The following is a 22155-nucleotide window of genomic DNA, read 5'->3' on the forward strand; positions in this document are numbered from 1 at the left end:
AGTGACTACTCGCGCGCGAAGGCGGCGTTCCAGGTGTCGGGGCCGACGACGCCGTCCACGTCGAGGTGCCGGTCCTTCTGGAATTTGCGGCACACCTCCTGGGAGTCCGGCCCGTACGCGCCGTCGACGGCGATGTCGTAACCGAGCTCCTTCATCCGGGCCTGCCATGTGCGCACGTCGTCGCCGCGCATGACGGGCGGATACCTGAGCAGACGGCCCGGCCACTTCTGCGACGGCCCCGGCTCCGGCTCGGGCTCCGGCTGGGTGGTGCCGGGGCGCGGCGCGCCCTTCCTGACCCAGGCGTACAGCGGGTCGCCCGGGCAGTCGGTGGAATAGCCGTCGCGGTGGCCCTTGATCTCCTTGCCCGCGCCGCCCTTGGCGCGCAGGTATTCCACCGCGTCCAGGATCGCGTGCAGGATGCCGTCGGTCGGCTGCACCAGCCCGGCGTTGCCGACGAGACCGAGCACCGCGTAGTGGCCGGAGTTCAGGCCGGGGCCGTTGGCGGCCGGCAGGTGTCCCGGCCCACGGCCGACGAAGACCTTCCGATGGGGACACGCCACCATGGAGTATCCGATGTCGATCCAGCCGTTGCCGTCGATGTGGAAGTCCTGAATCGACTTCACCATCGCCACGCACTTGGCGTGGTCGTTCACGATGCCCGGATCCACACGGCCGCCGGTGTAATGGACCTTCACGCCGCGCGTGGATGCCAGCGACGAGTACGAGCCCCTGGGAGGACGCGCGCCCCATTCAGCGCGGGACACGAGATCGATGGCCACAGTGCTCTCCGTTGCAAACCGTACGACTGGACACCGAGCGTAGCGGTAACGCCCCAGCAGCTACTGCTTTTTGCCCAGATAGAACGGCTTAAACGGCAGGCAAAGTGAATAAGGCGATAAATCCAATCGACAGAGGGAGACATTCGTCGAGATCATGGCTGTATGTCCGTTGTCAAGGAGGTCGATTTCACTCCTCACTCCACGCCCCCGGCGTCGGTGCCGATGCGGATCTGGCTCGACGACTCCGACAGCCCGGCCGACGTGATCGACGCGATGGCCCTGTCGCCGTTCGCCACCGGGGAGCAGCCCTGGTCGCGCACGGCCAACCTCACGCGGATCCGCGCCGGCGCCCCGCTGACCCCCGAGGGCGGCCGCGTGCTGCGCGTCGCGCAGCACACCGACGGGTACGAGTCGCGGCTCATCGCGGGCGAGGGATGGACGCTGCGGGTGGTCCGCAACTCCAACCGGTCCGCGACGCTGACCGCCACGGCCGTCAGCGAGGAGCTCGCCGGATCGGTCCTGGAGCAGGCGACCAGGGACGCGGAGGAGGCCGCCCCCGACTCCGACCACGTCCGGATGGGCTTCTGGTGGCGGTCGAGCCACGGCCCTCACCGCTCGGCCAAGCCCATCACCACCTCGTCCTGGCAGGAGATCAGGCGCAACTACCCCCGTGCCGCCGCCGGCCGCCTGGACGCCCTCATGGCGACCACCGCGGCCGACGTGACGGGCCGGCTGGTCCTCCTGCACGGCCCGCCCGGGACCGGCAAGACCACGCTGCTGCGCACGCTCGCCCGCGAGTGGGCGTCCTGGTGCCAGGTCGACTGCGTGCTCGACCCCGAGCTGCTGTTCAACGACCCCGGCTATCTCATGGACGTCGCCGTGGGCTGGGACGGCCCGGGCGAGGACGACGAGCCGCGCTGGCGGCTGCTGGTCCTGGAGGACTGCGACGAGCTGATCCGCGCCGAGGCCAAGCAGTCCACGGGCCAGGGCCTGTCGCGCCTGCTCAACCTGACCGACGGTCTCCTCGGCCAGGGCAGGGACGTGCTCGTGGCGATCACGACGAACGAGGACCTCAGCCGGCTCCATCCGGCCGTCGTACGGCCCGGGCGGTGCCTGGCCCAGGTCGAGGTCGGCCGCTTCGAGGCGGACCAGGCGGCCCGCTGGCTGGGCCGCACGGACGGCGTGAGCCCCGGCGGGACGACGCTCGCCGAGCTGTTCGCCCTGCGCGACGGCCGCCCGGGCGCCGCCGAGGAACCCGCCCCCGCGATCGGCCTCTATCTCTGAGCTGATCACGGCGGCCGATGCCGTACTGTCCCATGTGTCGGATACGTAAACCATCCGATGTGCCAGGTCGGGGCGGTAACAACAATCGGCGAGGTGGTCACCCTGCTGTCGGCCGGACCGAGCCCCCAGGCGAGCCCCGTCGTCCTCCACCGGTGGTCCGTCGAGGCCCGGGAGACGGGGACGGCGAAATACCTGGACCCGTTCGCGCCCGGCGGCGAGCGGGAGTGGCCCTACACGCGCTGGACGTCCCCGGAGCGGGAGATCGGCTTCGCGGCGACCGAGCTGGTGCCCTCGTGGACGGCCGCCGCGCCGCCCGGCGCCTGGCTGGAGATCGAGATCCAGGCGCGCACCGTCACCGGCGCCCTGACCAAGTGGTACGTCATGGGCCGGTGGGCCGAGACCGACACCGACATCCACCGCACGTCGCTGCCCGGTCAGGGGGACGCCGACGGGGACGTCGCCGTGGACACCTTCGTCGCCGCCCGCCCCGTCACGTCGTACCGCGTGCGCGCCACCCTGTACGGCAGCGGCGGCGGCGTGCGCTCGCTGGCCGTGATGGCCTCGGCCGTGGGGCAGGCGGGCAGAGGCGGCCGGCCGGCGCCGCGGGCGGTCGAGCTCGACGTGCCGCGCCGTTCGCAGAAGGCCCACGCGGGGCACTATCCCCAGTGGGACGGCGGCGGGGAGTCCTGGTGCAGCCCCGCGTCGTTCACGATGGTGCTGGGCTACTGGGGGTGCGGGCCCGCCCCGGCCGAGCTCGCCTGGGTCTCCCCCGGCGACCCGTGCCCGGCGGTCGACCACGCCGCGCGCGACATGTACGACCACAGTTACCAGGGGACCGGCAACTGGCCCTTCGGCGTCGCGTACGCCGGGCGGTACGGGCTGGACGGCTTCGTCACGCGGCTGCGCTCGCTGGCCGAGCTGGAGCGGTTCATCGCCGCCGGGATCCCGGTGATCACCTCGCAGGCGTTCCGCGATCACGAGCTGCCGGGTGCCGGATACTCCACCGGCGGGCACATCATGGTCGTCACGGGGTTCACGGCCGACGGCGACGTGATCGCGAACGACCCGGCGGCGCCGGACGACGACGACGTTCGGCGGGTGTACCCGCGCGCGGCGTTCGAGCACGTCTGGCTGCGCGCCACGAGCAGCGGGGGGATCGCGCACATCGTGCATCCCCCCGGCACTCCGCTTCCAGACTCCGGGGGGAACTGGTGACGATTCGGGCCGTCGACGTCGCGCGGGTGGACGACCGCCCGCTGTGGGTGGAGATCTCGGGAGACGAGGTCTGGTGGGACGAGCCGCGCCCGCGGGAGGGCGGCCGGCGCTGCGTGGTGCGGCGCCGGGCCGACGGCGTGATCGAGGACGTGCTCCCGCAGGGCTGGAACGCCAGGAACCGGGTGATGGAGTACGGCGGGCGGTCCTGGCGGGCGCACGAGGGCAGTCTGGTGTTCACCAACTGGGCGGACGGGCGGATCTACCTGTGCTCCCCCGGAGGGGAGCCGGTCCCGCTCACGCCCGGCGACGCCGCCCGCTACGCCGACCTGGTCGTCCACGGCGGCGAGGTCTGGTGCGTGCGGGAGCGGGGCGACGCCCGCAACTGCGAGCGTGACATCGTCGCGGTGCCGCTCGACGGCTCTCCGCTGCGCAGCGTGGTGAACAGTCACCACTTCCTGATGAACCCGCGCGTGTCGCCGGACGGGCGGACGCTCGCGTGGATCGGCTGGAACCACCCGGACATGCCCTGGGACGCCACCGAGCTGTGCGTCGGGCCGGTGGAGGGCGGCCCCCACCGCGTCCTGCTGTCCGGCGCGTCCACCTGCCACGCCGAGTGGCGCGACGACGACGGCCTGTACGCCGTCACCGACCCCACCGGCTGGTGGAACATCCACCTCGTCGGGCTGGACGGCACGGCGCGCGACCTGACCCCGATGCCGCTGGAGTTCGGCGACGCCACCTGGAAGATCGGCGGGACGTTCTTCACCGTCGCGGACGGACGGATCGCCACCGTGTACGGCACGGCCGACGAGCGGCGGCTCGGCGTCGTCGACGACCCCGCCGGCGCGAATCCCATCCGGGACGTGGGCGGCGGCTACACCCACTGGGTGCCCGCCCTGTCGGCCCGGGGCTCCCGGGTCGTGGGCGTGGCGGCGTCGCCCCTGCGGCCGTACGAGGTGGTGCGGGTCGACCTGGACACCGGGGCGCACGAGGTGCTGTCCCCCGGCAAACCGGTGCCCGGGGACGCCGAGCTGCCCACGCCCGAGGCCGTGGCCGTCGAGGGGGTCCACGCGCACCTGTACGCCCCGGCCGGCGGCGAGCCCGCGCCGTACGTGGTGTTCGTGCACGGCGGGCCGACCAGTTCGGCCGCGCCGGTGCTCGACCTGGAGATCGCGTACTTCACCAGCAGGGGGATCGGCGTCGCCGAGGTCAACTACGGCGGCTCCACCGGCTACGGACGGGCCTACCGCGAGCGGCTGCGGCACAACTGGGGCGTGGTCGACGTCCGCGACTGCGAGACGGTGGCGCGGTGGCTGCTGGACACCGGGCGGGCGGAGAAGGTCGCGATCAGGGGCGGCAGCGCGGGCGGCTGGACGTCGATGGCCGCGCTCGTGCACAGCGACGTCTTCTGCGGCGCGGTGTCCCACTACGGCATCTCCGACCCCGAGCACTGGGCGGCCGAGACGCACGACTTCGAGTCGCGCTACCTCGACGGGTTGATCGGCCCGCTGCCGGAGACCCGGCAGCGCTACGTGGACAGGTCGCCGGAGCTGCACGCGGAGCGGGCGTCCGGCCCGGCCCTGCTCCTGCACGGCCTGGAGGACAAGGTGGTCGATCCGGCGCAGTCGGAGCGCTTCGCCGCCGCGCTGGCCCGCCACGGGCACCGGTGGGCGTACCTCACCTTCGAGGGGGAACAGCACGGCTGGCGGCGCGAGGAGACCATCGTCCGGGCGCTGGAGGCCGAGCTGGCGTTCTACGGGATCGTCTTCGGCTTTCCCACACCCGAGGTGCCGCCGCTCAAGCTGGAAGGTGGGATGTTGTGAGCGAGGTCGCGGCGATCTGCTCGGAGCTGCTGCGGATCGACACCACCAACGACGGGTCCGGCGACGGGCCGGGCGAGCGGCGCGCCGCCGAGTACGTGGCGTCCCTGCTCGCCGAGGTCGGCATCGAGCCGGTGGTGTTCGAGTCGGCGCCGCGCCGCACCAGCGTGGTGGCCCGCATCCCGGGCGACAGCCCGGACGCGCTGCTCCTGCACGGGCATCTCGACGTCGTGCCCGCCGACCCGGCCGAATGGCGTACGCACCCGTTCTCGGGGGAGATCGAGGACGGCTGCGTGCACGGCCGGGGCGCGGTCGACATGAAGGGCACGCTCGCCATGACCCTCGCCTGGGCCCGCGAGAACGCCCGCAGGGGCGTGCGCCCCCGGCGCGACCTCGTGCTGGCGTTCCTCGCCGACGAGGAGTCCACCGGCGAGTACGGCGCGGGCCACGCGGTCGAGCGGCACCGCGACCTGTTCGACGGCTGCACGGAGGCGATCAGCGAGTCCGGCGGCTTCTCCTGGTACGAGGGCGACGTCCGCATCTACCCGGTGGCCGTCGGGGAGCGCGGCACGGCCTGGATGCGCCTGACCGCCCGCGGCGTGCCCGGTCACGGGTCCAAGCCCGCCGTGGACAACCCCGTGGCCGAGCTCGCCCGGGCCCTCGCCCGCCTCGCCGACCACACCTGGCCCGTACGGCTGACGCCCGAGGTGGCCCGGCTGATCGAGGAGCTGTCGCGGGCGCTCGGCCGGCCGATCGACGCCGAGCGGCTGGAGGAGGAGATCGAACGGATCCCGCGCGCGGCCGCGCTGTTCAAGGGCGTGCTGCGCAACTCGGCGAACCCGACCATGCTCGACGCGGGATACAAGGTCAACGTCATCCCCGGCACGGCCGAGGCCCACGTGGACGGCCGGTTCCTGCCCGGGCAGCGCGAGGAGTTCCTGGAGACCGTCGACCGGCTGCTCGGCCCGAAGGTCACCCGTGAGTTCGTCAGCTTCGAGGAGGCCGTCTCCTCCCCCGCCGACGGGCTGTTCGACGAGCTCACCGCCGCCCTGCTCGCCGAGGACCCCACCGGCAGGCCCGTGCCGTACGTCATGACCGGCGGCACCGACGCCAAGTGGTTCGCCAGGATCGGCATCAGGGGCTACGGCTTCGCGCCGCTGCTCCTGCCGCCGGACCTCGACTACTTCGGCATGTTCCACGGCCTCGACGAGCGGGTGCCCGTCGAGGGCCTGGAGTTCGGCGTACGCGTCCTCGACCGGCTGCTCGTCGCGCCGTGAAACCGTAGCGGCCGTAGGAACGCTCAGCCCTGGTAGAAGATCATGTCGACGCCGGAGACGGCGTACCGGACGAGGGTAGCCCCGGTCAGGTCCGCGTGAGCGCCGGCGCTCTCGCTCAGGCACACCTGTCCCGGCGCGGCGAGGTCCTGGGCCATCTTGGACGCCTGGTTCACCGGCGCGCCGGCCACGTCGCGGCCGCCGTCCGGCGTCCGGCCGGACAGCACCGGCCCGCTGTCCACTCCGATGCGGCAGGTCATGCCGGCCTGCGCCAGGGCGGTCCGCAACTCCAGGGCGAACGACACGGCGGGCCCGGGCCGGTCGAACAGGTAGATGGCGAGCGGACCGGCGACCTTGACCTCGACGGCGCCCTCCGCGGGCAGCAGGCGCAGGCCCGTCTCCCGCATGCGGGCCGACAGGTCCAGGCCCCGCAGGAGCGCGACCTCGGCCGTCTCCTCCCCGGCTTCCTCCCCCCGCTCGGCCAGCACCACCGTCCGCTCACGCAGGTGCCTTCCCGCGAGCGTCGCGGCGGAAGCGGCGTCCTGCGGGTCCAGGCGCAGCAGGTCCTCGTAGAAGGCGGCGGAGTAGGGGATGGGATACCACCGGCCGTCCGCGGGCTCCGCGCCGCCGGCCCGCGGGCCGTCCAGGACCCGGTAGACCGCGCCCAGAAACCCGTCGGGCCCGTCCTTGCGGCGCAGGACGAATCCGTGGTCCACGGGCAGCCGTTCGGCCACGGCCTCCGTCACCGCTATCTCGCCCCCCTCGGTGTGGTTCTCCGCGAGACGCTCGATGGCGTCGGCCTCCGCGCCGTACAGGCCGCCGTCCAGGTCGTAGTAGTCGCCGTGGTGGACGCCGATGCCGACGCGGATCCGGCAGGTGGGCCCGATCTCGTCCTGCGCCCGCAGCAGGGCCGACAGCAGCGTCCCCGCGTCGGTCGACGCGGGATGGAACATCTGCGCGTTGTCGGCCGCCCAGACGCCGACGGCCCGGCCGCCCGCGCCGGTCCCGTACGCGTGCAGGACGCGTTTGGGCCCGTCGATGAGCGCCAGCACCTCCAGCAGGCCGAGGCTGCGGCTCAGTCTGGTCAGCCCGGCGGAGTCGGAGACCACGCTGTATCCGGTCGTGAGGTGCGCGCCGAGCAGGCGCCGCGCGTCGGCGGCGGTGCGGCCGCTCGCGCGCCACTGGCCGACCAGCGTCAGCGGCAGGCCGGGAGCCGCGTCCCTGGCGAGGTCGAAGGAGCCCGGATCGTGCCGGGCGGCGGGGAGATCGGTGGACATGGGCGCACGCTAGCTCACCGTACGCGTTCATCCCATCGCGATGAGCGACGAAGCTGGAGCCTCAGCGCAGGCGGGGATCGAGGGCGTCGCGCACGACGTCGCCGAGCATGAGGAAGCTCAGCACGGTCGCGGTGAGGAACAGCGCGGGGAAGACCAGCAGGTGCGGGTGGTCGGCGAAGAACGTCTGGGCGATGTTCAGCTGCAGGCCCCACGACACGTCGGGGTACTGCAGGCCGACGCCGAGGTAGTCGAGGGTGGCCTCGCCCGCGATGACGTTCCCGACGTTAAGCATGGCCACCACGATGACCGGCGCGATCGCGTTGGGCAGGATGTGCCGGAACATCAGCCTGCGGTCGCTCGCGCCCAGCATGCGGGCGGCGGCCACGAAGTCCATGTCCTTGACGGCGATGACCTGGCCGCGCATCAGCCGGGTCATGGTCGTCCAGCCGAGCAGCACGAGGACCAGCGTCATCGCCCATATCCCGTGGTCGGGGAAGGCCACCAGCACGACGGTCGCGCCCAGCACGAACGGGATGCCGAAGAACACGTCGGTGACCCGGGAGATGACCGCGTCGGCGACGCCCCCGTAGTAGCCGCCGATCAGCCCGAGCACGATGGAGATCAGCAGGGCGAAGACGGTGACCGCGACGCCGACCACGATGGACGCCCGGGTGCCGTGCACGACCTGCGACCAGTAGTCGCAGCCCTGCAGGTCCCACCCGAACAACGCGCCGTCGGCCGGGCCGCGTTTGGACATGCGCAGGTCGCAGGCCTCGTTGGGGCCGAGACGGGCGAACAGCCCGGGGAAGGCCGCCATCGCCAGGGCGACCAGCAGGACGGCGGTGGAGAACCAGAAGACCACGCGGCCGCGCAGTTCCGCCCAGGCGTCACGCGCGAGCACGGCGGATCCTCGGGTCGAGCACGCCGTAGAGCAGGTCGACGGCCAGGTTGGCGAGAATGAAGATCATGACGAGCAGGGTGACGACGCCGACGACGACCGGGCCCTCCTGGAGCTGGATGGACTGGAACACCTGCTGGCCGATGCCGGGCAGGTTGAAGATGCCCTCGGTGACGACCGCCCCGGCCATGAGGTTGCCGAAGTCGACGCCGAGATAGGTCACGACCGGGATGAGCGAGTTGCGCAGCGCGTGCAACCCGATGACCCGCCGCCGCGCGAGGCCCTTCGCGGTCGCCGTACGGACGTAGTCGGCCCGCAGGTTCTCCACGAGGGAGGTGCGGGTGAGCCGGGCCACGTACGCCAGGCCGAACGAGCCGAGGACCATCCCGGGCAGCAGGTAACTGCCCGGCCAGCCCTCGTCGGTCCCGGCGGTCGGGAACAGCCCCAGATTGAGGCCCAGCACGATCTGGGCCGTGTACCCGACCACGAACACCGGGACCGCGATGACGAACGTGGTGCCGGCGAGGACCGCCGTGTCGGCGGCCCCGCCGCGGCGCAGCCCGGCCAGGACGCCGAGCCCGACGCCGACGGCGAGCTCGAAGACCCAGGCGGTCAGCGCGAGCTGCGCGGTGACCGCCCACCGGTCCTGGAGGAGCTCGCTCACCGGCTGACCGGTGAAGGTCTCCCCCAGATCGCCCTGGAACACCCCGAGCATGTAGCGGCCGTACTGCACGAGCAGCGGCTCGTCGAGGTGGTAGCGCGCCCGCATCACGGCGAGCACCTGCTCGGGCACCGGCTTGTCGCCCGCGAGCGCCAGGATCGGGTCGCCCGGCAGCGCGAACACCATCGCGTAGATCAGGAAGGTGGTCGCGAAGAACACCGGGATCGCCTGAGCCAGGCGCTGCGCGGCGTACCTCACCCTCGGGTCACCCCTGCTTCACGCTGATCGTGTACAGGTTCTTGCTGTACGGGGTCACGTTCACGCCGGTGAGCCGGCTGGTGAAGCCGATCTGGTTCTGCCAGTTCCACAGCGGGATCATCGGCATCTCGGCCAGCGCGACGTCCTCGGCCTTCTGGTAGAGCGGCAGGCTCGCGTCCAGGCTGGGCGCCGAGTTCGCCTGCTTGATCAGGTCGTCGAACTCCTTGTTCTCCCAGCCCATCCGGTTGCCCGCGCCCCACATGTACTCGAGGTAGTCCTGCGGGCTCGGGTAGTCCATGACCCAGTTGTTGCGGTACGGACCGTCCTCCTTGCGCTGGCGCAGGGTCGACAGGTAGTCGGCGGCCGGGATCTTGCGGAACTTGATGTCCGAGATGCCGAGGTTCTGCTTCAGCTGGTTGGCGACGGCGGTCATCCACTGCTCGTAGCTCGGGTCGGCGTTGGAGAACCACAGGTTCAGCGTGCCGCTGAAGCCGCCGGCCTGGTCGAACAGCGCCTTGGCCTTGGCCGGGTCGTACGTGCACGCCTCGCCGCAGGCGTTCTCCCGGTAGCCGGGCACCAGCGGCGCCAGCAGCGACGCCATCGGCTTGAACGCGCCGTCGTACACCGCGTCCACGATGGCCTGCCGGTCGATGGCCATGGAGAACGCCTTGCGCAGGTCCGCGTTGGCGAACCGCTTGTCGAAGGTCGGGAAGCCCAGGTAGTCCATCGTGCCGTCGGGGGTCTGCACGAAGCGGTCGCCGAGCAGCCGCTTGGCCTCGGCCGTGCTGGCCGGCGGGACCGTCGTCATCAGGTCCACCCGGCCGGCCCGCAGGTCGGTCCACGCCGTGTCGCGGCTGGCGTAGATCTTGAGGGTCACCTCGTCGGCCTTGGCCTTGCGCTCGCCCGCGTACGACGCCGACCGCTTGAGCTTGATCTGCTTGTTGTGCTCCCAGGCGCCGTCGAGCACGAACGGGCCGTTGCCGACCGGGGCCTGGTCGAACGCCTTGAGATCGCTGAACGCCGCCTTCGGCATCGGCGCGAACGCGATGTAGGCGAGCGTGATCGGGAACTGGCTGAACGGCGCGGTGAGCGTGACCTCGAGCGTGGTGTCGTCCACCACCTTGAGGCCGCTCATCTTGTCCGTGGACGGGTCGCCCTTCTCGGGGTTGAGCTTGTCGTAGCCCTCGATGTTGGCGAAGTAGTAGTTGTTGGTCCACCCGTTGGGGCCGTAGGCCGTGGCGTTCCAGGAGTCGGCGAAGCTCTGGGCCGTGACCGGCTCGCCGTTGCTGAACTTCTGGCCCGGCTTGAACTTGATCGTCCAGACCTTCTGGTCGGTGCTGTTCACCGACTCGGCCGCCCGCATCACGGGCTTGCCGCTGGCGGCGTCGATGGAGACCGGAGTCTCGAAGAGCGCGTCCAGCACCGTGATCGAGTAGTCGCTGGAGGTGTTTCCCGGGGTGAGGTGGTCGGGTTCCGTCAGCGCGACGGAGAAGGCGTTGGCTCCCTTGCCGCCACCGCCGCCGTCGGACGACGATCCTCCCCCGCATGCGCCGCTCAGCATGATGGCCGCCACAGCGAGGGCGGCCGCCCGGCTTCTCGTGACCCTCACTGGTCCTCCGCCTCTCCGTCGTGTTGCGGGTGAGGGTAGGTAACAGGGCCGCCGTCTGCATCGGAGACTTTACGTATTCCTTGCGGAACCTTTACCGGGCAGGCTGAGCATGGAGGATCCATGGACGCAATCAGCCTCAGCGCGCGGAGCCTGCACGCCGTCGCCGAACTCGGCTTCCAGGTGGCCCGGCAGGGGGCGCACGGGGCGATGACCGCATTGGGCGAGGTCATCCCCGTCGAGGCCTACGAGTTCGTCGCGTTCGACCCGGCGACCGGCCGCCACCGCTCGCTGGTCTCCGCCGGCTACACCCGCGTGGACGACGACGCCGCGGAGGAGTACGCCCGGCTCGACGCCTACCGCCGGGCGATGTCCCGGCGCACGCCCGTCGTCATGGGCTCCCCCGGCACCGAGCGCTACTTCCGCCGCCATCTGGAGCCGTACGGCTGGCGCGCCGGGATCACCACGCCGCTGTTCCTGACCGGCGGGCGCTACACCGGGCTGCTGCACGTCGGCTCCCGCGCGGAGCTGCCGCCGGAGGCGCCCGCGGTGATCAGCGCGGTCTCCCCCGCCCTGGCCCACCTCACCGACGTGACCCGCTGCGTCATCGACCCGCTCGGCCTGCCGCCCGGTTTCCACGCCGTCGCGTACGAACGGGGCGGGCGGCGCAGGGACGTGGCCGGATGGCCCCCGTCGGACGCGCTCGCGGCCGAACCGGCGATGGCCGAGCTGGCCAGGGCGTTCATCGACTCCCGCGAGCTGTCGCGGCGGGGGCTGTGGCTGGACGGCGCCGGCCAGTGGCGCGAGCTGCGCCTCCACCGGGCCGGTGTGGGCTTCCACGGCTCCATCCAGGGCGCCGTCATCGCCGAGCGTCCGTGCGCCCTGCCGTACGACCTGACCGCGCGGGAGATCGAGGTGCTGACCCGGGTCGCGCAGGGCGACTCCAACCCGCAGATCGCCGCGGCGCTCGTCCTGAGCGTGCGCACCGTGACCACGCACCTGGAGCACATCTTCGCCAAGCTCGGCTGCGACAGCCGGACGCGCCTGACCACGAAGGTCCTCGCCGAGGGACTGTGCCGGCTCGACATCCCGTGATTCCCGTGTTCCCCATAATGATCGCCCTCGCGGGACGTGCCAGGGCCGGGTCCGACATTATTGGCGCATGTCGGTTCACGAGCGTCGGCGGCTCCCCACGGGTCTGGAGCTGCTGTTCGGTGACGGCGGCGACGGGCGGGTGCTGTCCGTCGACCTGCCGTCCGGGTCCCTCGTGTGGCCGGACCCCGACTACGACAAACTGCGCACCCATCACCATCCCTCGTTCTGGCTGAGCGACGAGCCGGTGCCGGCCGGGCTGTGGGCCCGGCTGCGCGCCGAGCACCCCCGGTCGGGGCTGTGGCCGGTGCTCCTCGAGGACGGCGTGCAGCCCTGGTCGGCCGGGCAGATCGCGCCGGACTCGCCCCACCATGTCGACTACTACAGCGCCGCCGGGTTCATGGCCGAGGCGTGGCAGGACCTGCTGCTGGGCCACGAGGCGTACCTCGCGCCCTTCGGGGCCGAGTGCCCGGGGATCGCACCGCCCGCCGCGCTCGTGGCCGACCCCGACGTGGTCGCCGACTGGTACGCCGACGTGGTGGCCGAGCGCATGACGCCGCTCGGGCTCGCCGCGGTGAATCGCGGCGCCGACGCGATGGTCGCCATGGGCTGGCAGGGGGCGCTGCACCACAACGAGTGGACCGTGCCCCTGGCGGCCGTCGTGCGCAGCTGGGAGGAGCGGTTCGGGGCGCGGGTGGTCGGCATGGGGTTCAACACCCTGGAGCTCAGCGTCGCCGCGCCGCCCGCCACGCCCGCGCACGCGCTGCACGTGGCGGCCGAGCACTGGACGTTCTGCCCCGACAGCATCCTCCAGGGCCCGGGCACGCTGGCCGACTACGCCGAGCAGATCGTCGGTCAGAATGCCTGGTCGTTCTGGTGGGATTAGGGCGATAATTACCGGCGACGATCGTGAGTGAGGGGAACGGCTTGGGCGGCACGGAGCTGAACGGGGGCGCGCGGCCCGCCAAGGTGGCGGGCCTCAGCACCGGCACCGCGAACATCGCCAGGATGAGCGACTACCTGCTCGGCGGCAAGGACAACTTCGCCGCCGACCGGGCGTTCGCCGAGCGGCTGATGACCATCGCACCCGAGGTCAAGACGATGGCCGTGGACACCCGCGAGTTCCTCGAGCGGGTCGTGCGCTTCCTCGTCGAGCAGGGCGTGCGGCAGTTCCTCAACGTGGCGTCCGGGCTGCCGACCCGGCGCAACACGCACGAGGTCGCCCAGGAGCTCGCGCCCGACGCCCGGGTGGTGTACGTCGACGACGACCCGGTGGTGCTCACGCACGCGCGGGCCATGCTCGCCCGCGACCGCGGCACCGGCGTGGTGGACGGCTCCATCCTGCGCCCGGCGGAGATGCTGGCCCACCCCGAGATGCTGCGGCTCATCGACTTCGAGCAGCCGGTGGGGGTGCTGATCCCGGCCCGGCTGCAGTACCTTCCCGACGCCACCGAGCCGTACAAGTGCGTGGCCCAGGTGCGCGACCACCTCTCCCCGGGCAGCTACCTGGCCATCGGCCACGCCGTCTTCGACAGCCGTCCCGAGCTGGCCGCGCCGATCGTCGATCTGTTCCGGCAGATCGTGCCGCAGGCCGACGAGGCGCCGCGGGACCGAGAGAAGGTGCTGCGCTTCTTCGACGGCACCGAACTCGTCGATCCCGGCCTCGTCTACATCCGCCAGTGGCGGCCGGACACCCCGCAGAGCACCGGCCAGGCGCAGCGGGTGTGGATCGTCGGGGGCGTCGGCCGCGTCACCGGATGAGTACGCAGGAGGGAGTGCCCACCGCCAGCGCCTGTTCGGCGGGGCCGGGCAGCCCGTCCTTCAGCGTCAGCACCGCGACCGCGTCCGAGCGCTGGTTGGCGACGTAGAGGCGGTCTCCGTCGATGATGAAGTGGCGTGGCCAGCTTCCGCCCGCCGGCACCTCGGCCGCCATCGTGAGCCGGGGCCCGTCGACCTCGAACACGCTGACGGTGTCCGGCCCCCGGTTGGCGACGTACAGGTGCCGGCCGTCGCCGGACAGCGCGATGTGGGAGGGCAGATTGCCGCCGCCGCTGTCCCCCGCGGCGCCGCTCGCCCGCACCACGCCCGCCTCCCGCCACTCGCCGTCGTAGACGCGCACGGTCCCGTCCAGCTCGCCGGTGACGTACCAGTGACCCTCGTGGTGCAGGAAGTGCCGGGGGCCGCTGCCGGAGGCCAGCCGTACGGGCCCGCCGGGGTGCGGGCGCATGCCGGGCAGGAAGCGGCGCACCTCGTCGGTGCCGAGGTCGGTCACGTACAGCACGCCGTCGGGTCCGAAGACCGCCTGGTGCGCGTGCGGGCCCTCCTGCCGGTCGGGGTGGGGGCCGCGCCCCTCGTGGGGGAACGTCAGCGGGCCGGGCTCGGGCATCCCGTCCTCACCCAGCCGGTAGGCCGTGACGGTCCCGTCGCCGTAGTTGGCGATCGCCAGCCACCGCGCCTGCGCGTCGAGCGCCAGGTGGCACGGCAGCGACCCGCCGCTCGGGTGCTCGGCCAGCGGCCGGGGAGCCCCCTCGCCGGGCTCGTCGGCGAACACCGCGAGGCCGCCGTCCCCGGCGCGTTCGAGCACGGCGTACAGCAGCGGCAGCCGCGGGTGGGCGATGACGAACGACGGCCCTGACGCGGTCGTCTCGGCCACCGCCTCCAGCCGCCCGTCCGCCTGCGCCCGGGCCACCGTCAGGCCGGGGCCCGATCCCTCCGTGTCCGGGGTGTATCCGCCGATCACCAGGCCGGGACGGGGCATTGTCACTCCAAAGATCAGATCGTCCGGACACCGAATGGTATCGGCCAGACGGGGGCCGGGTGGACGACCGCGACCGGGCAGGGGGCGCGCCACAGCAGGCCCTGCCCGACCGAGCCGAGCAGCCGGGCCCGGGCGCCGGCCCCGTGGGCCCCGACGACCAGCAGCGGAGCGTTCGCGGCGCATGCCAGCAGGGCCGGCAGCGGCGGCGCCTCGACGACCCTGGTGTCGATCCTGAGCCCCGCCCGGCAGCGCAGCCGCCACGGCTCGACGATGCGCGTCAGCGCCCGCTCGCCCTCGGGCTCACCCCCTCGCGTGGCGTAGACCGCGGTCAGCGGCAGCGACCGGCCGCGCGCGACCTCCACGGCGAAGCGCATGGCGCACTCCGCCTCCGGTCCGTCCGGCCGCGCCGCGTCGATCCCCACCACCACCCCGCCGGCGGGCGGCGCGGGCGCCGGCGCGCCGACCACGACCACCGGGCAGGCGGCGTGCGCCGCGGCGTACGCGCTGACCGAGCCGAACAGCAGCCCGGTCAGCCGCCCGCGATGCCCCCGGCGCTCCCTATGCCCCACGACCAGCATCGCGGCCTCCCGGCTGAGAGCGACCAGCGTGTCCTTGGGATCTCCCCGCACGAGCACGGGACGGACCTCCCGGCCGGGCAGCAGGCGTTCGGCCAGCCGTACCCCCTCGAACAGCCGCAGCGCCGCGAGGCGGCGTTCCTCGGCGGCGACGGCCTCGGCGCGCTCCGGGTACGGGCCGTCCCACACCTCGCAGACCGTGACGCCCGCGCGGCGCCGGACCCGGCACTCCGCCGCGGCCCACTCGACGGCGGCGCGGCTCTGCCGCGTGCCGTCGTAGGCGACCACGATCTCCTGCCTCATCGCACTCACGTCCCGGTGCGGCCCGGTGCGGTGCGGCGCAGCGCGTCGCACAGCGCCACGGTGAGCACGGCCGCGCCGAGGGCCATCGCCCAGCCGAGCGGCGGCAGCGGCACGAGGGCCAGCGGCGCGCCCAGGACGGGCACGGCGGTGACGAGGGTCTGCAGGAGCAGCGTGGCCGTCACCGCCACGAGCACCGCGCGGCCCCGCCACCAGCCGCTCTCGAAGGTCATCCGGCGCGCCCGGGTCACGTACGCCAGCGTCAGCCGGGCGAAGACCAGGGCGAGCACGGCCTGGGCGCGGACCTGTTCGTCGCTCCAGCCGAGTCGCCGCGCCGTCTCCACGGCGGCGAAGACGAGCACCGCGACGACCACGGCACGCAGCCCGATGCGGGTCAGCGCCGTCCACGCCATCAGCCTCTCGCGCCGCCGCAGTGTGAGGGGGTCACCCGCCGGGCGGTCGACGCCGAGCGCGATCGCGGGGATCCCGTCCAGGGCCAGGTTGATCCAGAGCAGGTGCACCGGGAGCAGCGGCACGACGAGGTCCGGCCAGACGATCAGCCCGGTGAGGACGATGAGGATCTCAGCGAGGTTGCCGGCCAGCAGGTAGCCGATCATCGAGGCGACGTTGTGGCGCAGCCGCCGGCCCTCCCGCACGCCCGTCACGATCGTGCCGAGTTCGCCGTTCGTCACGACGACGGCGGCGGCCTCGCGGGCCACGTCGGTGCCCTCGTCCCCGGCCATGGCGACGCCGACGTCCGCGTGCCGCAGGGCCGGGGCGTCGTTCACGCCGTCGCCGGTCATCGCGACCACCTCGCCGCGCTCCTTGAGCTCGCGTACGAGGCCGAGCTTGGTGGCGGGGTCCACGCGGGCCACCACGGCGTCGGCGTCGATGCCGACCTCCGCGGCGACCGAGCGCGCGGTCTCCGCGTGGTCGCCGGTCACCATCACGACCCGGATGCCGGCGGCCCGGCAGTCGGCGACGGCCCGGCGTGCGGAGGGCCGGATCTCGTCCTGCAGCGCGACCAGGCCGAGCGGGCGCAGTCCGGAGGCGTCCAGGTCGCCGGTCTCCCCCTCGGCGAGCGCGAGCACCCGCAGCCCCCGCTGGGCCAGCCCGGACACGGCCTCCGCGAACCGGTCGGTCCGCTCACCGGGCACGCAGCGTGCCAGCACCACCTCGGGGGCGCCCTTGACCGTCAGCAGCGGGCGGGCCCCGTCCACGGCGGTGACCACCGCCATCGAGCGGGTCTCGGCGTCGAAGGGACGGGTGCCGATCCGTGTCTCGCCGACCGGCAGCCGTACGTCCTCACGGGCCGCCGCGGCGGCCAGCGCGACGTCCACCGCGTCGCCCAGCCCGTCTTCGGCGTCGTTGCAGCGCAGCGCGGCCCGCCACAGCTCGGTGCCGGAGACGGCGAGGTGGTCGGCCACGGTGAGGTGGCCGGTGGTCAGCGTGCCGGTCTTGTCGGCCGCGATGACGGTCGTGGCGCCCAAGGCCTCGATGGCGGGCAGCCGGCGCACGATCACCCCGAGGCGGGCCATGCGCTGGGCGCACAGCGCCAGCGCGGTGGTGACGGCCGCGGCCATGCTCTCGGGCACCGCGGCGATGGCGAGCGCCACCCCCGCGAGGATGATGTCGACCAGCGACGCCTCGCCCCGGCTGACCCGGGTGAGGCCGATGAGGATCATCAGGGCGCCCGCCGCGACCGCGAGCAGGCCGATGCGCCGCGACACCTGGGCGAGCTCGGCCTCCAGCGGTCCCCTGCCGCCGCCGCGCAGGGCCGAGGCGATGCGGCCGACCTCGGTCGCGGCGCCGGTACGCAGCACTTCGGCCGTTCCGCGGCCGTGCACGACGAGTGTGCCGGAAAAGATCTCCCCCGCGCGGTCGCCCAGCGGCACGTCCGGCCCGCCGGGGCCGCCCGCCCGTTTGGCCGCCGACAGCGACTCCCCCGTCAGCATCGCCTCGTCCACCGCCAGCCCCTCGGCCTCGGCCAGCCGGGCGTCGGCGGGCACCCGGTCCCCGGCCGCGACGACGACGAGGTCGCCGGGGACCACCTCGGCCGCGGGCAGCCGCCGTACGGCGTCGCCCCGCACGACCGTGGCCATCGGCGCGGTGAGCGCCCGCAGCGCGCGCACGGCCTTGTCGGCCCTGACCTCCTGGCCGGTCCCGATCAGCACGTTCACCAGCAGGATGGCCAGGATCGCGATGCCCTCGGGCACCTCGGCGAGGACGACGAGCGTGACCAGGCCGGCCACCAGCAGCAGGACCGACAGCGGATCCGCCAGCTGCCGTGCGGCCCGCACCGGCAGGGCCGGCGGCCGGGGCTGGGGGATCTCGTTGGGCCCGTGCTCGGCGAGCAGGCGGGCGGCCTCCTCCTCGGGCAGTCCGCGCAGCGTGCGCACAGCGGATGTCATGTCACCAGCAGATCATCCGGCCTCCGGTGGCGACGCCGGGCGAAAGCCATCGGCCCTCGGGACCTTCGGCCCCCACCACGCAGGGTAACCATCCGTGCGATACGGGCATATGCCCTATGTCGCTTATATCCATAATCGAACGGGCAGGTGGGTGCCAGGTGTCTCGTCACTGCGCTGACGTTCCCGGGAGCGGTCTCGTCACGATGGTGCGGCGGCTCGCGGTGGCCGCGCTCGTCGTCTCACTGGCGGGCCTCGCCGTTCCGGAGGCCGCGGACGCGGCCTCCGCGCCGCTGCGCCGCAAGCCCCACGCGGCGGCGGCCAAAGCCAAAGCAGCGAAGGCGGCGAAAGCGGCAAAGGCCGCGAAGGCTGCGCAGGCGAGAGCGAAGGCCGAGCCCGGGCCCGGCCCGCAGGGTTACCAGATCGCCCGGGGCTCGCGGACCAGCGCCACGCAGCACAATTCGGGCAACGGCCGGAACATCCAGAACCTCAACGGCGTCAACACGCCCTCGCTCCTGAGCGGCCCGCAGTCGACCACCGTCACGTCCGCGGGGAGCATCACCAGTCAGGGCGCGTACTGCGCCCCCGGCAGCCCCTCCTGCGACATCTCGCAGAACATGAGGTGATCAGCCCGCTCAGATGTGATGGCGGCGCCACCTGCGGTCGGCCGCGGCCCAGGCCGCCTCCCACTCGCGGTAGCGCCTGCGGTCCAGCCGATGACGCCCCAGCGCGAATCCGGCCCAGGCCAGGACGGCGGCCGCCGACACGACGCCGAAGGCCGCGAGCCACGCCCTGGTCACCGTCTCGGTCCGCTGCGGCGGCGCCGTGGCCGGCCTGCCCTGGGCGTCGACCCACAACCGCGCGTTCGCCGGGCCGTCCCGGAGGAGGAGGGCCACCGGGACCATGCCCTCCCGGACCTCGCCGCCCGGCAGCGTCCACCGCACCGAACTCGCCCCCAGCAGCCCGCGGCCGTTGGCCGGCACGGCCGACGCCTCCTCGATCACGGTGGCCTCGACCAGCTGCCGCGCTCCCGGCCCCACCCGCTCGGCCCTGACGCCGCCGTCGTACACCGTGCGAGCGATCAGCGCGGCGGGCCACGCGGCGAGCAGTACGGCGGCCAGCGCGGCCACCACGAGCGCCGCCTCGATCCGGTCGGAACGGCGGCGCAGCGGGTTGCGATCAGGCCGGTAACGGCGTAACCGCGACACGACCCAGCGGGCGATCGATCTCATGGGCACACCTCCCTGACGACCACAGGAGGTCCCACTTCCCCGAGATCGACCTACCTCACTCGACGACCTCGGAGGGCGCGCGGCGGACGCTCTCGCTCTCGTCGATGACGAAGCCCAGCCGCATGATCATCTGCGGCGACTCTCCCGAGCACAGATGCGTGCGGATGAACTCCCGCAACTCGGGCATCTCAAGTGCCTGCGTGTGGAAGGCGACGCTCACCCCGTACGCGGAGGCGTGCAGCAGCATCCGCTGCAGCGCCTCGCCCGCGCGCAGCCAGTCCTCCCGGCCGTCGCCGCCGGTGCTGAGCAGCGCCACGAGACCCGTCGACGCGGACACCCGCTCGTCCGGCGCCATCCCCCACTCGTGCCCCCGGGCGTAGTCCCGCTGCGCGAAGTGCTGGGGGTGCATACGCCGGGGATCGGTCGGATAACCCGCCGCCGGCACCCCGTCGCGGCGCGAACTGCCGGGCGGCCGGGCCCAGCGCATGAGTTCCAGAACGAACAACCGATCCTGTGACTGCACGTCCTGGGCCGCGCCGGTGAGCGCAGCGAGCACCCGGGCGGCGGCGTCCGACGTGATCGGCATCAGGCGGCCGCCCTCGGGCGCCGCCTCCGACACGAGCGCGTCGACCAGGCGGTCCGGCACCGGCAGAGCAGTGAACCCGGACCGGTGGGTGCGGCGGCGCTCGACCTCGGCATGCAGCAGGCGGATGTGCTCGCCCGGCTCACGCCCGGGCCGCACCCGTATCCTGGCCAGCAGCAGCGGACGCTCCGGGTCCGGGAAACGGCGGACCTCGGGCTCGTAGCCGAGCGCCAGCAGGGTGATACGCACATTGAACAGCGCGGCGCCGCAGCTGATCGTCATCTGCCGGCCGGTCGGGTCGGAGATCCGCAGCTTCCTGTCGGGGTCGGCGCGCAGGCAGATCTCGTCGCCGGAGACGCCGAACGACCAGGGCTGCGTGTTGTGGATCGAGGGCGCCCACAGAGCCGCCTCCACCGCCGCCTGCGCGGCCTGCGCGATCCCCTCGGACGTACGAGCGTTCACGATCTCCTCCCCTGGGCTCGGCTACAGCATCGGCGGGGCGATGAGCAGGTCGTCCACGAGGAAGGCGACGTCGGCGTCCACCTCGACAACCCCCTCGACCCGGCGTACGGCGTGCAGCAGCGGCTTGACGTCCGACCTGCGGGGCACCTGTCCGCTGAGCCCGACCACGCCGCCGGACACGGTGATCCGCAGGTCGTCGGGGCCGAGGTTCAGCCGGGCGGCGATCTCCTCGACCTCGGCCAGGATGTCCTCCGCGGGGCGGACGAACACACGGAGCAGGTCTCCCTGGTGCACCGTGCCCATGATGCGGCCGGTCATGGCGTCGATCACCGGCAGCTGCTTGATACGGTTGCGGTGCATCAGCCGGGCCGCGTCCCGCACCGACGTGCCACCGGTCACCGTGATCGCGGGGCGCGACATGATCTGGCCGGCCTTCGTGCCCACCGCCTTGCGGTGCTCCTCACGCCTGCGGGGACCGTCGAACACGCTCTCGTCCAGGGCGAACTCCTTCAGCAGGATGTCGTCCTCCGAGACCACGCCGACCGGGCGCCGGTCGGCGTCGATGACCGTCACCGCGCCCACCTTGAACCGCTGCATGGTGGCGACAAGGTCCGCGAACGACGCGTCCATCGGCACCGCGATGGCGACCCTGCCCATGACATCCTTCACCTTCGCCGTCATGACGACGCCTCCCATCTCCTCATTGCCAGCGTGCCTCTCCGCGTCCTTCCGGGTCAGCGGTGAAGGTCCTGACCACCCGGGACTTTCGGCCACCCGTCGCGTCTCCCGTTCCCGCAATGGCGAAGGACCCGGTCAACAGGGCCCTCGGTCCCTTCGCAAGCGGCCCGATCGGCGGTGCGATGGAACTGGGAACGGCCAGCCACGGCCCGGGAAGGAGCCGATCATGCACATGAAGGTGCGAGACGTCATGACCAGCGAGGTCGCCTCCGTCAACGGCAGCACGCCCTTCAGGGACGTGGCCGAGGTGCTCATCGCGCACGAGGTCAGCGCGGTGCCCGTGGTCGACGGCGAGGGACACGTCGTCGGCGTGGTCTCGGAGGCCGACCTGCTGCGCAAGGAGGAGTTCCGCGAGCAGTTCTATCGCGAGGGTTACCGGCCGCCGCTGCGGGCCCGCCTGCGTGAGGCCGTGGGGCACGGGGCCGCCAAGACCCAGGAGCGGGCCCGCGGCGTGACCGCCGCCGAACTCATGTCCGCCCCCGCGGTCACCACCCGGCCCTACACCAGTGTGGTCAGCGCCGCGCGCCAGATGAGCCGGCACGGGGTCAAACGCCTGCCCGTGGTGGACGACGAGGACGTGCTCGTGGGCATCATCAGCCGCCACGACCTGCTCAAGGTCCTCGCCCGCGCGGACGCCGACATCGCCAGGGAGGTACGCGAGGACATCATCGGCAACTGCCTGTGGGCCGACCTGTCGGGCGTCGAGGTGTCGGTGTCGGAAGGCGTCGTGACGCTCACCGGCGCACTGGAACGCCGCTCCCAGGCACGGGTGCTCATGCGGATGGTCGAGCGGACCAACGGCGTGATCGGGGTCGTCGACCGCCTGGAATGGAAGGAGGACGACGCCGGCCCCTGGGAGAGCGCCTGACCGCCGGAAGGGCCTGCCCCACCTGCGTGATCATGTCTGCGGCCGCCGGGCTCTGGCGGGATGGTGA

20 protein-coding genes are annotated in these 22155 nt (G+C 72.9%); 9 read left to right on the plus strand and 11 right to left on the minus strand.

Annotation, left to right across the window (positions count from 1 at the left end; translation table 11 throughout):
* Positions 1 to 5: 5 nt before the first annotated feature.
* The gene (locus AAH991_RS27805; RefSeq protein ID WP_346228869.1) at positions 6 to 695 is read right to left on the minus strand and encodes a peptidoglycan recognition protein family protein; all 690 of its coding nucleotides are present in this window, start codon (positions 693 to 695) and stop codon (positions 6 to 8) included.
* Between the two features lie 246 nt (positions 696 to 941).
* On the opposite strand from AAH991_RS27805, the gene AAH991_RS27810 reads away from it, so the two are divergent.
* The 4 genes from AAH991_RS27810 to AAH991_RS27825 all read left to right on the plus strand — a co-directional run bounded on the left by AAH991_RS27810 (position 942) and on the right by AAH991_RS27825 (position 6375).
* Positions 942 to 2063: a DUF5925 domain-containing protein gene (locus AAH991_RS27810; protein WP_346228870.1), complete on the plus strand. Its 1122-nt coding sequence runs from the start codon at positions 942 to 944 to the stop codon at positions 2061 to 2063.
* Positions 2064 to 2156: 93 nt separating this feature from the next.
* Entirely contained in the window at positions 2157 to 3278 is a 1122-nt protein-coding gene (locus AAH991_RS27815) for a C39 family peptidase (RefSeq protein ID WP_346228871.1), read from the plus strand.
* Positions 3275 to 5101 carry a S9 family peptidase gene (locus AAH991_RS27820; RefSeq protein ID WP_346228872.1) on the plus strand — a complete coding sequence of 609 codons (1827 nt, stop codon included), beginning with the start codon at positions 3275 to 3277 and terminating at the stop codon, positions 5099 to 5101. Before AAH991_RS27815 ends, AAH991_RS27820 begins: the two co-directional genes overlap by 4 nt.
* A complete protein-coding gene (locus tag AAH991_RS27825; RefSeq protein WP_346228873.1) occupies positions 5098 to 6375 on the plus strand; it encodes a M20/M25/M40 family metallo-hydrolase in 1278 nt (425 codons plus the stop codon). Before AAH991_RS27820 ends, AAH991_RS27825 begins: the two co-directional genes overlap by 4 nt.
* Positions 6376 to 6398: 23 nt before the next feature.
* Here the strand turns inward: AAH991_RS27825 and AAH991_RS27830 are convergent, their stop codons facing one another.
* From AAH991_RS27830 to AAH991_RS27845, 4 genes are all read right to left on the minus strand, one after another.
* Positions 6399 to 7649, minus strand: a complete 1251-nt coding sequence (locus tag AAH991_RS27830; protein WP_346228874.1) for a nucleotidyl cyclase domain-containing protein — start codon at positions 7647 to 7649, stop codon at positions 6399 to 6401.
* 61 nt (positions 7650 to 7710) lie between these two features.
* On the minus strand, positions 7711 to 8550 hold the full coding sequence (locus AAH991_RS27835) for an ABC transporter permease (RefSeq protein ID WP_346228875.1): 840 nt from the start codon (positions 8548 to 8550) through the stop codon (positions 7711 to 7713).
* Positions 8537 to 9466, minus strand: coding sequence for an ABC transporter permease (locus tag AAH991_RS27840; RefSeq protein WP_346228876.1), 930 nt, complete (start codon positions 9464 to 9466; stop codon positions 8537 to 8539). The genes AAH991_RS27835 and AAH991_RS27840 overlap by 14 nt, the downstream gene beginning before the upstream one ends.
* A 7-nt stretch (positions 9467 to 9473) precedes the next feature.
* On the minus strand, positions 9474 to 11075 hold the full coding sequence (locus AAH991_RS27845) for a peptide ABC transporter substrate-binding protein (RefSeq protein ID WP_346228877.1): 1602 nt from the start codon (positions 11073 to 11075) through the stop codon (positions 9474 to 9476).
* A 120-nt stretch (positions 11076 to 11195) separates the two neighbouring features.
* On the opposite strand from AAH991_RS27845, the gene AAH991_RS27850 reads away from it, so the two are divergent.
* The 3 genes from AAH991_RS27850 to AAH991_RS27860 all read left to right on the plus strand — a co-directional run bounded on the left by AAH991_RS27850 (position 11196) and on the right by AAH991_RS27860 (position 13925).
* Entirely contained in the window at positions 11196 to 12167 is a 972-nt protein-coding gene (locus AAH991_RS27850; protein WP_346228878.1) for a helix-turn-helix transcriptional regulator, read from the plus strand.
* Positions 12168 to 12234: 67 nt separating this feature from the next.
* On the plus strand, positions 12235 to 13050 hold the full coding sequence (locus AAH991_RS27855) for a DUF4253 domain-containing protein (protein ID WP_346228879.1): 816 nt from the start codon (positions 12235 to 12237) through the stop codon (positions 13048 to 13050).
* A gap of 23 nt (positions 13051 to 13073) precedes the next feature.
* Positions 13074 to 13925: an SAM-dependent methyltransferase gene (locus tag AAH991_RS27860; protein WP_346228880.1), complete on the plus strand. Its 852-nt coding sequence runs from the start codon at positions 13074 to 13076 to the stop codon at positions 13923 to 13925.
* Here the strand turns inward: AAH991_RS27860 and AAH991_RS27865 are convergent.
* The 3 genes from AAH991_RS27865 to AAH991_RS27875 are packed head-to-tail and all read right to left on the minus strand — an operon-like array spanning position 13915 to position 18208.
* Positions 13915 to 14922 (minus strand): lactonase family protein, encoded by a 1008-nt coding sequence (locus AAH991_RS27865; protein WP_346228889.1) that lies wholly within the window; start codon positions 14920 to 14922, stop codon positions 13915 to 13917. The genes AAH991_RS27860 and AAH991_RS27865 overlap by 11 nt on opposite strands.
* A gap of 14 nt (positions 14923 to 14936) precedes the next feature.
* On the minus strand, positions 14937 to 15800 hold the full coding sequence (locus AAH991_RS27870; RefSeq protein WP_346228881.1) for a universal stress protein: 864 nt from the start codon (positions 15798 to 15800) through the stop codon (positions 14937 to 14939).
* 5 nt (positions 15801 to 15805) lie between these two features.
* Positions 15806 to 18208 (minus strand): cation-translocating P-type ATPase, encoded by a 2403-nt coding sequence (locus AAH991_RS27875; RefSeq protein ID WP_346228882.1) that lies wholly within the window; start codon positions 18206 to 18208, stop codon positions 15806 to 15808.
* Between the two features lie 158 nt (positions 18209 to 18366).
* On the opposite strand from AAH991_RS27875, the gene AAH991_RS27880 reads away from it, so the two are divergent.
* A complete protein-coding gene (locus tag AAH991_RS27880; RefSeq protein WP_346228883.1) occupies positions 18367 to 18831 on the plus strand; it encodes a hypothetical protein in 465 nt (154 codons plus the stop codon).
* Positions 18832 to 18840: 9 nt separating this feature from the next.
* Here AAH991_RS27880 and AAH991_RS27885 read toward each other — a convergent pair whose 3' ends face one another.
* From AAH991_RS27885 to AAH991_RS27895, 3 genes are read right to left on the minus strand one after another with little or no spacing between them, the layout of a single operon-like run.
* Entirely contained in the window at positions 18841 to 19437 is a 597-nt protein-coding gene (locus AAH991_RS27885; RefSeq protein ID WP_346228884.1) for an Rv1733c family protein, read from the minus strand.
* Between the two features lie 55 nt (positions 19438 to 19492).
* Positions 19493 to 20482, minus strand: coding sequence for an Acg family FMN-binding oxidoreductase (locus AAH991_RS27890; RefSeq protein WP_346228885.1), 990 nt, complete (start codon positions 20480 to 20482; stop codon positions 19493 to 19495).
* A 21-nt stretch (positions 20483 to 20503) separates the two neighbouring features.
* A complete protein-coding gene (locus AAH991_RS27895; RefSeq protein ID WP_346228886.1) occupies positions 20504 to 21163 on the minus strand; it encodes a CBS domain-containing protein in 660 nt (219 codons plus the stop codon).
* Between the two features lie 223 nt (positions 21164 to 21386).
* Here AAH991_RS27895 and AAH991_RS27900 point away from each other — a divergent pair, with 223 nt between their 5' ends.
* The gene (locus AAH991_RS27900; RefSeq protein ID WP_346228887.1) at positions 21387 to 22088 is read left to right on the plus strand and encodes a CBS domain-containing protein; all 702 of its coding nucleotides are present in this window, start codon (positions 21387 to 21389) and stop codon (positions 22086 to 22088) included.
* Positions 22089 to 22155 lie beyond the last annotated feature (67 nt).

The sequence above is a fragment of the Microbispora sp. ZYX-F-249 genome (assembly GCF_039649665.1).
GTDB classification, from domain to species: domain Bacteria; phylum Actinomycetota; class Actinomycetes; order Streptosporangiales; family Streptosporangiaceae; genus Microbispora; species Microbispora maris.

Excerpts from the sequence above, each read along its gene's own strand:
- AAH991_RS27875 (WP_346228882.1), bottom strand. The coding sequence starts at position 18,208 with ATGACATCCGCTGTGCGCACGCTGCGCGGACTGCCCGAGGAGGAGGCC.
- AAH991_RS27850 (WP_346228878.1), top strand. The coding sequence starts at position 11,196 with ATGGACGCAATCAGCCTCAGCGCGCGGAGCCTGCACGCCGTCGCCGAA.
- AAH991_RS27885 (WP_346228884.1), bottom strand. The coding sequence starts at position 19,437 with ATGAGATCGATCGCCCGCTGGGTCGTGTCGCGGTTACGCCGTTACCGG.
- AAH991_RS27865 (WP_346228889.1), bottom strand. The coding sequence starts at position 14,922 with ATGCCCCGTCCCGGCCTGGTGATCGGCGGATACACCCCGGACACGGAG.
- AAH991_RS27900 (WP_346228887.1), top strand. The coding sequence starts at position 21,387 with ATGCACATGAAGGTGCGAGACGTCATGACCAGCGAGGTCGCCTCCGTC.
- AAH991_RS27855 (WP_346228879.1), top strand. The coding sequence starts at position 12,235 with ATGTCGGTTCACGAGCGTCGGCGGCTCCCCACGGGTCTGGAGCTGCTG.
- AAH991_RS27870 (WP_346228881.1), bottom strand. The coding sequence starts at position 15,800 with ATGAGGCAGGAGATCGTGGTCGCCTACGACGGCACGCGGCAGAGCCGC.
- AAH991_RS27895 (WP_346228886.1), bottom strand. The coding sequence starts at position 21,163 with ATGACGGCGAAGGTGAAGGATGTCATGGGCAGGGTCGCCATCGCGGTG.
- AAH991_RS27810 (WP_346228870.1), top strand. The coding sequence starts at position 942 with ATGTCCGTTGTCAAGGAGGTCGATTTCACTCCTCACTCCACGCCCCCG.
- AAH991_RS27830 (WP_346228874.1), bottom strand. The coding sequence starts at position 7,649 with ATGTCCACCGATCTCCCCGCCGCCCGGCACGATCCGGGCTCCTTCGAC.